General features: G+C 71.5%; 12 protein-coding genes and 1 tRNA gene. 12 read left to right on the top strand and 1 reads right to left on the bottom strand.

Annotated elements, in window-relative coordinates:
• The first annotated feature begins 139 nt into the window (after positions 1–139).
• The 5 genes from proB (at position 140) to AOK03_RS30670 (ending at position 5,199) form a co-directional block, all read left to right on the top strand.
• Entirely contained in the window at positions 140–1,246 is a 1,107-nt protein-coding gene (proB, locus tag AOK03_RS30650; RefSeq protein ID WP_055568624.1) for a glutamate 5-kinase, read from the top strand.
• A gap of 215 nt (positions 1,247–1,461) precedes the next feature.
• Positions 1,462–1,950 carry a hypothetical protein gene (locus AOK03_RS30655; RefSeq protein ID WP_208609632.1) on the top strand — a complete coding sequence of 163 codons (489 nt, stop codon included), beginning with the start codon at positions 1,462–1,464 and terminating at the stop codon, positions 1,948–1,950.
• Positions 1,951–2,077: 127 nt separating this feature from the next.
• Positions 2,078–3,370: a glutamate-5-semialdehyde dehydrogenase gene (locus tag AOK03_RS30660; protein ID WP_055568626.1), complete on the top strand. Its 1,293-nt coding sequence runs from the start codon at positions 2,078–2,080 to the stop codon at positions 3,368–3,370.
• Positions 3,371–3,420: 50 nt separating this feature from the next.
• Positions 3,421–4,032, top strand: coding sequence for an SCO2584 family spore wall biosynthesis protein (locus AOK03_RS30665; protein WP_055568627.1), 612 nt, complete (start codon positions 3,421–3,423; stop codon positions 4,030–4,032).
• A 66-nt stretch (positions 4,033–4,098) separates the two neighbouring features.
• On the top strand, positions 4,099–5,199 hold the full coding sequence (locus AOK03_RS30670) for an SCO2583 family membrane protein (protein WP_055568628.1): 1,101 nt from the start codon (positions 4,099–4,101) through the stop codon (positions 5,197–5,199).
• An 18-nt stretch (positions 5,200–5,217) separates the two neighbouring features.
• Here the strand turns inward: AOK03_RS30670 and AOK03_RS30675 are convergent, their stop codons facing one another.
• Positions 5,218–6,324 carry a M48 family metallopeptidase gene (locus AOK03_RS30675; RefSeq protein ID WP_055568629.1) on the bottom strand — a complete coding sequence of 369 codons (1,107 nt, stop codon included), beginning with the start codon at positions 6,322–6,324 and terminating at the stop codon, positions 5,218–5,220.
• A gap of 99 nt (positions 6,325–6,423) precedes the next feature.
• Between AOK03_RS30675 and AOK03_RS30680 the strand changes: the two genes are divergently transcribed.
• The 7 genes from AOK03_RS30680 to AOK03_RS30705 all read left to right on the top strand — a co-directional run bounded on the left by AOK03_RS30680 (position 6,424) and on the right by AOK03_RS30705 (position 10,812).
• Positions 6,424–6,711 carry a hypothetical protein gene (locus AOK03_RS30680; RefSeq protein WP_055568630.1) on the top strand — a complete coding sequence of 96 codons (288 nt, stop codon included), beginning with the start codon at positions 6,424–6,426 and terminating at the stop codon, positions 6,709–6,711.
• An 86-nt stretch (positions 6,712–6,797) separates the two neighbouring features.
• On the top strand, positions 6,798–6,962 hold the full coding sequence (locus AOK03_RS42175) for a hypothetical protein (RefSeq protein WP_107098150.1): 165 nt from the start codon (positions 6,798–6,800) through the stop codon (positions 6,960–6,962).
• Between the two features lie 38 nt (positions 6,963–7,000).
• Positions 7,001–7,639 carry a nicotinate-nucleotide adenylyltransferase gene (gene nadD / locus AOK03_RS30685; protein WP_055568631.1) on the top strand — a complete coding sequence of 213 codons (639 nt, stop codon included), beginning with the start codon at positions 7,001–7,003 and terminating at the stop codon, positions 7,637–7,639.
• Between the two features lie 16 nt (positions 7,640–7,655).
• Positions 7,656–9,422 carry an LCP family protein gene (locus AOK03_RS30690; RefSeq protein ID WP_055568632.1) on the top strand — a complete coding sequence of 589 codons (1,767 nt, stop codon included), beginning with the start codon at positions 7,656–7,658 and terminating at the stop codon, positions 9,420–9,422.
• 142 nt (positions 9,423–9,564) lie between these two features.
• Positions 9,565–10,008, top strand: coding sequence for a ribosome silencing factor (gene rsfS, locus AOK03_RS30695; RefSeq protein WP_055568633.1), 444 nt, complete (start codon positions 9,565–9,567; stop codon positions 10,006–10,008).
• Entirely contained in the window at positions 10,005–10,646 is a 642-nt protein-coding gene (locus AOK03_RS30700; protein WP_055568634.1) for a histidine phosphatase family protein, read from the top strand. Before rsfS ends, AOK03_RS30700 begins: the two co-directional genes overlap by 4 nt.
• 93 nt (positions 10,647–10,739) lie before the next feature.
• Positions 10,740–10,812 (top strand) — tRNA-Ala (locus AOK03_RS30705).
• The last annotated feature ends 2 nt before the right edge of the window (positions 10,813–10,814 follow it).

The following is a 10,814-nucleotide window of genomic DNA, read 5'->3' on the forward strand; positions in this document are numbered from 1 at the left end:
ATCTACGTGAGGCCCCGGTCCGCTCCTCGGAATGGGCAGGCGCCCGGCCCGCGGCCTCACGTAGATTGCAGGTCCGGGGATCGCAGGTCCGGGGCATCGGGATCATTTGGGGAAGAGCGTGGCAGCGGCAAGGCAGTCAGTGGCAGAGGCCCGGCGGGTCGTCGTCAAGGTCGGGTCGTCGTCCCTGACCACCGCATCGGGGGGCCTGGACGCGGACCGTGTTGACGCCCTCGTCGATGTGCTCGCCAAGAGCCGTGACGGCGGCCGGCGCGAGATCGTGCTCGTCTCTTCCGGTGCCATCGCCGCCGGCCTCTCCCCGCTCGGCCTGGTGCGCCGCCCCAAGGACCTCGCCCGCCAGCAGGCCGCGGCCAGCGTGGGCCAGGGCCTGCTCGTGGCCCGTTACACCGCCTCCTTCGCGCGCTACGGCGTACGCGTGGGACAGGTGCTCCTCACCTCCGACGACATGGCCCGCAGGGCCCACCACCGCAACGCCTCGCGCACCCTCGACCAGCTGCTCGCGATGGGCGCGCTGCCGGTCGTGAACGAGAACGACACCGTGGCGACCGACGAGATCCGCTTCGGCGACAACGACCGGCTCGCCGCCCTCGTCGCCCACCTCGTCCACGCCGACCTCCTCGTCCTCCTCTCCGACGTGGACGGGCTCTACGACGGCGACCCCGCGAAGCCCGGCACCTCCCGCATCGACGAGGTCACAGGACCCGCCGACATGGCGCACGTCGAGATCGGCAGCGCGGGCAAGGCGGGCGTCGGCACGGGCGGCATGGTCACCAAGGTCGAGGCGGCACGGATCGCCGCGGCAGCGGGCATCCCGGTCGTCCTGACCTCCGCGAGCCAGGCCGGCGACGCCCTCGCCGGCCGCGCCACCGGGACGTACTTCCACCGCACGGGACGCCGCTCCGCCGACCGTCTGCTGTGGCTACAGCACGCCTCCGAGCCGCGGGGGGCCCTCACCCTGGATGAGGGCGCGGTGCGCGCGGTCGTCCAGGGGCGCAAGTCGCTGCTGCCGGCCGGGATCGCCGCCGTCGAGGGGGAGTTCACCGCGGGCGACCCCGTCGAGCTGCGGGACGCCGAGGGGCGGGCGGTGGCGCGCGGTCTGGTGAACTTCGACGCCAAGGAGATCCCGATGCTCATCGGGCGCTCCACCCGGGACCTCGCCAGGGAACTCGGACCTGCGTACGAGCGGGAGGTCGTGCACCGGGACGACCTCGTCCTGCTGCACGGATAGCCCGCGGAGAAGTCCCAGGTCGCGTCGGACCATCCGTCCCATACGCCTCACCCGCCCCGGCTGAAAACCATCGCGCACGGCCCCGCCCGACCGGCTCGCGGAAGGTGAAACTCCCCAAAACCGCCCCGCGGGACTGCTTGGCCTGCTCAACTTTGTTGAAGACAGTTCTGCATGACCGTTGCGTATCGGCACACCATTGCGTAAAGGAGGCCGTCGTGAGACGAGTGCGCCCTGGGGCGGCGTCCCGCGGCTCGGCTGAGCGGGCGCTGACGAGCGTCGCCGCGGGGACGGCGTACGAGAGCGATCCGCCCGGGTCACGCGCGGCCGACGCGGGCGAGAGCCGGGAGGTCGAGCCGGTGGAGACGCCCCGGCTCTGGCACGTCACGCTGAGCGTCTCGGGCACGGAAGCGCCGCTGGACGAGGTCAGGCGGGGCCTCGAGCAGCTCGCCCACGACCACCCCTTTCTGCTCACCAGCAGGTACGCGCCGGACCACGCCGAGATCCGCTACTGGGAGGAGGCCCGCGATCTGCACGACGCGGCCGCGGTCGCCCTGCGGCTCTGGGGCGAGCACCGGCAGAGCGCGCAGCTGCCCCCGTGGGAGATCGTGGGGCTCGAAGTGATCGGCCGCGACACATATCACCAGCGCATCGCGGAGGGTTACGGACCGTTACCGGCCACTCCCGTCGGCGTGCACCCGTTTTGAGCCTTCGTCTTCGAGTCCTCGTCCCGAAGGGACGCCGAGCCGTCGCCCCCGCGATACACCCCCGGGGCCGGTCTCGGGGAATGGGATACCGGGTGGACGCTCCGCGCACGGGGATTACCCTGCGGGCATGACGTCGCTCTCTCCCGTCTCGCCCTACGACAACCTCTCGCCGGTCGCCCAGGCCGCCTACCGCGCCCGCGGCGCCGCCGCCACGCTGGCCCCACTGCCGCGTGCCGCCAAGGACGACGCGCTGCTCGCGATCGCCGACGCGCTCGAGGTGCGGACCGCCGAGATCGTCGAGGCCAACGGCAAGGACACGGAGCGCGCCCGCGAGGCCGGCACCAGCGAGTCGATCGTCGACCGGCTCACCCTCACCCCCGAGCGGGTCCGCGCCATCGCCGCCGACGTGCGCGACGTGGCCGCCCTGCCCGACCCGGTCGGCGAGGTCGTCCGCGGCTCGACGCTCCCGAACGGCATCGACCTGCGCCAGGTCCGCGTCCCCCTCGGCGTCGTCGGGATCATCTACGAGGCCCGTCCGAACGTCACCGTGGACGCGGCCGCCCTCTGCCTGAAGTCCGGCAACGCCGTCCTGCTGCGCGGCTCGTCCTCGGCGTACGCGTCGAACACCGCCCTCGTGCGCGTCCTGCGCGACGCGGTGCACGGCGCCGGACTGCCCGCCGACGCCGTCCAGCTCGTCCCGGGCGAGAACCGCGACTCCGTGCGTGAGCTCATGCGGGCCCGCGGCCTCGTCGACGTGCTCATCCCGCGCGGCGGCGCCTCGCTGATCAGGACCGTCGTCGAGGAGTCCACCGTCCCCGTCATCGAGACCGGCACCGGCAACTGCCACGTGTACGTGGACGCCGCGGCCGACCTCGACATGGCCGTGGACATCCTGATCAACTCCAAGGCGCAGCGCCCCAGCGTCTGCAACGCCGCCGAGACCCTGCTCGTGCACCGGGACATCGCCGACGCGTTCCTGCCGCGCGCCCTGGACGCCCTCGCCGAGGCCGGAGTGACCGTCCACGCGGACGAGCGCGTCATCACCTACGCCGAGGGCAGCAAGGCCACCGTCGTCGCCGCGACCACCGAGGACTGGGAGACCGAGTACCTCTCGTACGACATCGCGGCCGCCGTCGTCGACACGCTGGAGCAGGCCGTCGAGCACATCCGGCTGTGGACCTCCGGGCACACCGAGGCCATCGTCACCACCTCGCAGCAGGCCGCCCGCCGCTTCACCCAGCTCGTGGACTCCACGACGGTCGCCGTGAACGCCTCGACGCGCTTCACCGACGGCGGCCAGTTCGGCTTCGGCGCCGAGATCGGCATCTCCACCCAGAAGCTGCACGCGCGCGGCCCGATGGGGCTGCCCGAGCTGACCTCCACCAAGTACATCGTCACGGGCGACGGTCACATCCGCTGAATTCCCTTACCGTCTGCCCAAATTGCCCCTTCCGGGTCTAGGCTGGAGGGGTGCCGGAGGACGTGGGGGGCACGCCGTCTTTCCCTGACGGCTGGGAGCCCGACGACGACCGCGACCGCGGGGGTGCGGACGAAGAGTTCGCCTCCGTGGTCTTCGACGAGGACTTCGTGCGAGCCGCGGAGATCCATGAACCGACCGCCGTGGAGCGGCTGCTGGCCGCCGCTCAGGCGCGTGCCGAGGCCTCCGAGACGGAGGCCCGCCGGGCGCGCACCCGCGGCCGGGGCCACGACCCGGCGGACGACGAGCTCTACGAGGACGGCTTCGGCCCGGACGACGGCGCCGAATTCGGCCGTGACGACGACTTCGACGATGCCTACGAACACGACCCCCTGGGCGAGGGGTACGGCCGCCCGGGCCGCCACCCCGGCCAGGTCCGCTGGCATCGGCCCATAGCCTGGATGCTCGCGCTCCTGATGGGCATAGGGATGGTCGCCCTCGCCTTCACCGCGGTCTACCGAGGCGCCTCGTCGGGCGGCCAGGGCCAGGTGCCCGCGCCCGCCTCCACCGAAGTCGGCCAGAGCGCCGACAAGGAGGCGCCCAGCCCCTCCGTATCGGCGGAGTTCAGTCAGTCCGCCGTGCCCGCGGAGCCGCGCACACCGTGAGGGGTTGTCGGAACTTGTCGCGTACCAGGGCGTTTACCTGGCGGCCCGGGGACCTACTCTGAAGGTATGGGCGGGCCAGGAGATCCACCCGCGGGGACACCCGAGGGCGCCCCCAGCGGCGGCGAGGACGAGTACCGGTCGGTGGTCTTCGACGAGTCGTTCGTGCGGGCTGCCCGTCTTCAGGAGTTCTCCGCGCAGGAGCGCATGGGGGATCACACGCGCGCCGTGCGCCGCCGCCCCGGCCTCCACCGGACGCTCTCCCGGCAGCTGTTGATACTCGTCGTGCTGATAGCGGTCGCCTTCGGCACCGCGATCTACATGGGCCTGCGCAGTCCGTACCAGCCCCCGGCGGTCAAGCGCCCCGAGCCGCTGCGCATGACCGTGACGCCCCTCGCCCCGACGGGCCGCGTGCCCGGCTCCAGGAGCGTCCCCGACCTCTACGCGCACAGCCCGGCCGCGGAGCTCCGCGTGGGGGCGCGAGGCATCAACCTGCCACCGGCGCGCCGCACTTCACACTTCTCGGACAGTCAGGTGATGGCGGCGCTGGTGACCGCCAAGGACTATCTGGTCGAGTCCGCGCTCGACCCGGACGTGCTCGCCGGCGGCTCCCCGCGCGAGGTGCGCCTCCTCATCGACCCTGAGCAGTACGCCCAGTTCGACCAGAGCTTCGCCCGCCCCGAGGCCGACGGGCGGCATGCCGCGACCGGCTGGCTCGTGCGGTTCGACCCGGCGCGGACCGCGCTCGCCGACGAGCGGGTCAGGACCGAGGGCACGCTGCGGATCGTCGAGACCGACAAGAACACCCTTGAGGTGACCTCGGACCACACGTTCGTCTACGCGCTGCGCGGCGCCGAGAACGCCGCGAGCGCCAAGGGCGCCGACGACGAGCAGGCCAGGGCGTCCCTGTTCACCGTCCGCCGCGAGCTGCACTTCCGCTTCGACCGCGACGACCTGCGGATGCACCGGGCCGAGGTGCTCACCTCCACCACGCAGGCGGGCCCGCTCGCCTGTGCCGCCGAGTCCGCGAGCCATCTGCGGCCGCTGCTCGCCGGGCAGAAGGCGAAGGCGGGCGGCCCGGCCGGTACGGACCCGTACGCGACCGGGGGCGCGACGCCGCTGTGCGGGTCGCTCGCGGCGTCGGCCCAGCCTTCGCTCTCCGCCTCCTGAACGGGGTGTTCGCGGAGGTTACGGCTGCTTGTCCGCCGGGCCCGGCGCGCTCCCGCCGTTGTTCCGGCCGTCCTGGCCGCCCTGCCCGGTGAACCTGCCGCGCAGCTTGCCGCCCAGGTCGCCCGCGCCGCCCGCGAGGTCGTTGACCAGCTTCATCAGCGGGTCCTTGCTGTTGCGCACGTTGTCCGCGTACGAGGACGCCGACTGCCGGAAGGAGTCGGAGACCGAGGTGTCCTTGTCCTCGTCCCGGCGCGGGTAGTGGCCGTCCATGATCCGCTGGAAGTCGCGGGACTCGGCCCACTTCTTCAGCTCGGCGGCGCGGACCGTGGCGAAGGGGTGCGTGCGCGGCAGGACGTTGAGGATCTTCAGCACGGAGTCCCGCAGGTCGCCCCCGGCCTCGTACTCCTCGGCCTGCTCCAGGAACGCGTCCACGTTCATCTCGTGCAGGTGGTTGCCGCCCGCGAGCTTCATCAGGCCGCGCATCGAGGCCTTCAGGTCCTGCCCGACCAGCAGGCCCGCCCGGTCCGCCGACAGCTCGGACTTGCGGAACCACTCGCGCAGTGCCGTCACGATCGCCATGATCGCGACATTGCCGAGCGGGATCCAGGCGACCTTGAGGGCGAGGTTCGTGAGGAAGAGCAGGATCGTGCGGTAGACGGAGTGGCCGGAGAGGGCGTGGCCCACCTCGTGGCCGACGACCGCCCGCATCTCCTCCTCGTCGAGCAGCTCGACCAGACCCGTTGTGACGACGATGATCGGCTCGTCCAGGCCGATGCACATCGCGTTCGGATTCGGGTCCTGGTTGACGTACATCGGCGGGACCTTCTCCAGGTCCAGGATGTAACAGGCATCTCGCAGCATGGTGTTGAGGTGCGCGAACTGCGCGTCGGACACGCGCACGGAGTCCGACAGGAACAGGAGCCTCAGGCTCCGCTCGGGGAGCAGGCCGCTGAGGGCCTTGAAGACCGTGTCGAAGCCGCTGAGCTTGCGCAGGGCCACCAGGGCCGAGCGGTCCGCCGGGTGCTCGTAGGCCCGCGACGAGATGCCTGGGAAGCGCCTGCGCTGCCGGCTGGGCACCCGCTCGTGGCCCTTGCCGTCCCCGTCGCGGTGGTTGTCGTCGGTCATGCCGCATCCCCCATGTCTCGTCCTCCTGTGCCCCCGAGGTGGGGCCAAGCCTAGGCGGAGATACCGTGACAGGGCAGCACACAGAAGGAGTCTTCCGTCATGGAGCACAACCCTGGGGCCGACTGGCTCACGGAGGCGGCCAAGGCCGCGCAGCAGCAGGGACCGGGCAATCTGCTGCGGATCGTGCTGATCGTCATGGTCGTCGGATGCGTACTGGTCGGCTGGTTCCTGTTGCGCGGCTACCGGCAGGGCAGCGACGCGGGCCAGAGCACCGACCAGCGTGCTGACGAGGGTGCCGGACGGAGTGCGGCCGAGAGTGCCGAGCGGAGCGCCGCCAAGAGTGCCGACCAGAGCGTCGACGAGGGCGCCGACAACCGCAACGGCTGAGTCGGCGTAAGCCGGAACGGGCCTCCCGCTTACGATGGGCCGGAAGTCTTTATGTCCATCCCACCTCCGGATAGGTCCTGCCTGAGATGAGCCTCCACAGCAACGCCGCCCAGCTGGTCACTCTCGCCTCCGAGGGCGGCGAGCACGGCGGCAACCACGAAAGCCTCAGCCCCCTCCTCACCGGCGGCGGCGCGTTCGTCGTCCTCCTGGTGCTCCTGTGGATCACCACCCGCTTCAATCGGGACCGCTGAAACAGAGCCCGTCCACCGGGCCGGTAGGGTCTGCACGCATGGGAGAGCAGGACATGCCTACCGGTCCGGAGACCGGTCCGGTGAGCAACGGCAAGCGCCGCCTGGGCGTCATGGGCGGAACGTTTGATCCGATCCACCACGGACACCTCGTGGCGGCCAGTGAGGTCGCCGCGCAATTCCACCTCGACGAGGTGGTGTTCGTGCCGACCGGCCAGCCGTGGCAGAAGAGCGACAAGCAGGTCTCGCCCGCCGAGGACCGCTATCTGATGACGGTCATCGCGACCGCGGAGAACCCGCAGTTCTCCGTCAGCCGCATCGACATCGACCGCGGCGGGGCCACCTACACGACGGACACGCTGCGCGATCTGCGTGCCCTCAACCCCGACACGGACCTCTTCTTCATCACGGGCGCCGACGCCCTCGGCCAGATCCTCACCTGGCGGGACACGGAAGAGCTGTTCTCTCTCGCGCACTTCATCGGGGTCACCCGGCCGGGCCACACGCTGGCCGACCCCGGACTGCCCAAGGGCGGCGTCTCCCTGGTGGAGGTGCCTGCCCTGGCCATCTCGTCCACGGACTGCCGCGCGCGGGTCGCCAAGGGAGACCCGGTCTGGTACCTGGTGCCCGACGGTGTGGTGCGTTATATCGACAAGCGCGAGCTGTACCGCGGCGAATGAGCCGAGAGGGGCACCGGTGAACGACCGACAGTACGACCCGTATGCGGGCAGCGACCCGTATGCGGGCGAGTACGCGGCTGATCAGTACCAGGTCGTCGGGTACGACGAGTACGGGCGGCCGGTGTACCAGCAGGTCCAGCCGCAGCAGCCCCAGCAGTCGCCGCCGCAGACCCAGCAGCAGCCACACGTGCCTCCGCAGCAGCAGTACCACCAGCCTCAGCAGCACCAGGGGTACGGATACGACCCGTACGCGGGCGGGCAGCAGCAGGGGTACGAAGGCGGGGGCTACGACGCGTACGGCAGCACCGGAACCTCGTACGACGGCACGGGTGCCGCCTACGGCACCGCTGCGGCCCAGGACACGGGGTGGATCCCGCAGCAGCAGCGCCCCGCGCCGGAGCCCGGCACCGTGCCCGGCCCCGGACCGAGCCCCGAGTCGGCACCCGCACCCGCGCCGGAGCCGCAGCCTGAGCCCGCGCGGCGCGCGCCGGAGCGCGGGCCGCGGCGCGAACAGCCCGGCGAGTACAAGACCGAGCAGTTCTCGTTCATCGAGGAGCCGGACGAGGAATCCGAAGACGTCATCGACTGGCTGAAGTTCACCGAGAGCCGGACCGAGCGGCGCGAGGAGGCCAAGCGGCGCGGGCGTTCCCGGGTCGTCGCGCTCGTCGTGGTCCTCGCCCTGGTGATCGCGGGCGGCGTCGGCTACCTGTGGTTCGCGGGCAAGCTGCCGGGCCAGTCCGACGACAAGGGCGGCGCGGCCGCCGCGACCGGACCGCAGAAGCGCGACGTGATCGTCCTCCACCTGCACAACACCAAGGGCGGCGGGACCTCCACCGCGCTCCTGGTGAACAACGCCACCACGGAGCGGGGCGCCACCGTCCTGCTGCCCAACTCCCTCGCCGTCTCGGACGACGACGGCACGCCGACGACGCTCGGCAAGTCCGTCGACGACGACGGCTCCACCGGTACCCGCGACTCGATCGACACGGTGCTCGGCACCCAGGTCGAGGGCACCTGGCGGCTGGACACGCCGTACCTGAACAACCTCGTGGAGCTCGTCGGCAACATCGACGTCGACACGAACACCGACGTGCCCGACCCCAAGGCCGAGAAGGGTGAGGCGCCCCTCGTCAAGAAGGGCGAGCAGCAGACCCTGAGCGGGCCGATGGCCGTCGCGTACGCCACCTACCGCGCGTCCGGCGAGACGGAGACCGACCAGCTCCAGCGCTTCGGAGCGGTCATGCAGGGCGTCCTGCGCAAGCTGTCGTCGGACCCGCAGGCGGCCACGACCACCGTGCAGTCGCTCGCCCAGATCCTCGACCCCTCCCTGGAGGAGAAGGACCTCGGCGCCTTCCTCGCGAAGCTCGCCGACCGAGCGAAGGGCGGCGACTACAAGACCACGCTGCTGCCGGTGCAGCAGAACGGCACGCTGACCGACGGCGCGGGCGAGGCCGTGGTCAAGGACGTCCTCGGCGGCGCGGTGAAGAGCCCGGAGAAGGGTGCGGCCCTGCGGGTCGGCGTCAAGAACGCCTCCGGGAAGAAGGCCGCGGCCCAGGACGCCCGGGTCTCCCTGGTCAACGGCGGCTACACCTTCATCGACGGCGGCGCGGGCTCGGCGGCCCAGCCCGCCTCGCAGGTCACCTACGCCGACGCGGACAAGAAGACGCAGGCCGCCGAGGTCGCCAAGACCCTCGGCCTGCCGGAGAGCGCGGTCCGCAAGGGGAAGACGGCGGCCAACGCCGACGTCTCCGTGGTGCTCGGACAGGACTACCGGACCGGGTGAGAGCGGCCGGCGCGGGCGGTGTCGAGCCGCCCGCGCCCCGCGGTGACGCCCCGCGCCGAGGCGGTGACGTAATCGTCTGGGGCGCTGTCGGCGGTCCGTGAGACCCTTGGGGTGTATCCACCAGCCGAAGGAAAGCTCACTAGTGACCGCCACGGACCGCTCCACCGAGCTCATCACCGTCGCCGCCCAGGCGGCTGCCGACAAGCTCGCGCACGACATCATCGCGTACGACGTCAGCGACGTGCTGTCGATCACGGACGCCTTCCTGCTCGCCTCCGCGCCCAACGACCGCCAGGTCAAGTCGATCGTCGACGAGATCGAGGAGCAGCTCAGCAAGCAGCTCGGCGCCAAGCCGGTCCGCCGCGAGGGCGACCGCGACGCCCGCTGGATCCTCCTCGACTACGTGGACATCGTGGTGCACGTCCAGCACAGCGAGGAGCGCGTGTTCTACGCGCTCGAGCGCCTGTGGAAGGACTGCCCCGAGATCGACCTGCCCGAGGACGCCAAGGCGACCCGCGGCAAGGCTGCCGAGCACGCCGAGCAGCAGGCCGCGGAGGAGGCCGACCTGGACGGTGAGCTGCGGTGACCCACCGCGGCCCGCGGATCATCCTGTGGCGGCACGGCCAGACGGCGTGGAACCTGGAGCGCCGCTTCCAGGGCTCCACGGACATCGAGCTGACCGAGACGGGCGTCGCCCAGGCCAGGCGCGCCGCCCGGCTGCTCGCCTCCCTGAAGCCGGACGCGATAGTCGCCTCCGACCTCAAGCGCGCCGCGGCCACGGCGGGTGAGCTCTCCGCGATCACCGGCCTCCCCGTCACGCACGAGGAGGCGCTGCGGGAGACGTATGCCGGTGAGTGGCAGGGCCTGACGCACGACGAGATCATCGCCCGCTTCGGCGATCAGTACGCCGCGTGGAAGCGCGGCGAGCCGGTGCGCCGCGGCGGCGGCGAGCTGGAGACCGAGGTGGCCGACCGGGCCGCTCCCGTCGTCCTGCGCCATGCCGAGAAGCTGCCCGAGGACGGCACGCTGGTGGTGGTCAGCCACGGCGGCACCATCCGTACGACGATCGGCCGTCTCCTCGGCCTGGAGCCCCACCACTGGGAGGGGCTCGGCGGTCTCACGAACTGCTGCTGGTCGGTCCTCGGCCGGGGCGCGCGGGGCTGGCGCCTGCTGGAGCACAACGCCGGCACGCTGCCGGAACCGGTGCTCGGCGACGACGACTGAGCCTCCCGGTGGGCGCCCGGACCCGGATTTCACATTCCGGCTGGTCGCAGGCTAAAGTTCTTCTTGTTCGCCCGCCGAGCGGGAAGAACGCAAGGGGCTATAGCTCAGTTGGTAGAGCGCCTGCATGGCATGCAGGAGGTCAGGAGTTCAATTCTCCTTAGCTCCACA

The sequence above is a fragment of the Streptomyces atriruber genome, assembly GCF_001418325.1.
GTDB classification, from domain to species: Bacteria; Actinomycetota; Actinomycetes; order Streptomycetales; family Streptomycetaceae; genus Streptomyces; species Streptomyces atriruber.

Bases quoted from the DNA above. Each gene is read 5' to 3' on its own strand.
- AOK03_RS30660 (WP_055568626.1), top strand. From the start codon at position 2,078: ATGACGTCGCTCTCTCCCGTCTCGCCCTACGACAACCTCTCGCCGGTC.
- AOK03_RS30670 (WP_055568628.1), top strand. From the start codon at position 4,099: ATGGGCGGGCCAGGAGATCCACCCGCGGGGACACCCGAGGGCGCCCCC.
- AOK03_RS30675 (WP_055568629.1), bottom strand. From the start codon at position 6,324: ATGACCGACGACAACCACCGCGACGGGGACGGCAAGGGCCACGAGCGG.
- AOK03_RS30680 (WP_055568630.1), top strand. From the start codon at position 6,424: ATGGAGCACAACCCTGGGGCCGACTGGCTCACGGAGGCGGCCAAGGCC.
- AOK03_RS42175 (WP_107098150.1), top strand. From the start codon at position 6,798: ATGAGCCTCCACAGCAACGCCGCCCAGCTGGTCACTCTCGCCTCCGAG.
- nadD (WP_055568631.1), top strand. From the start codon at position 7,001: ATGGGAGAGCAGGACATGCCTACCGGTCCGGAGACCGGTCCGGTGAGC.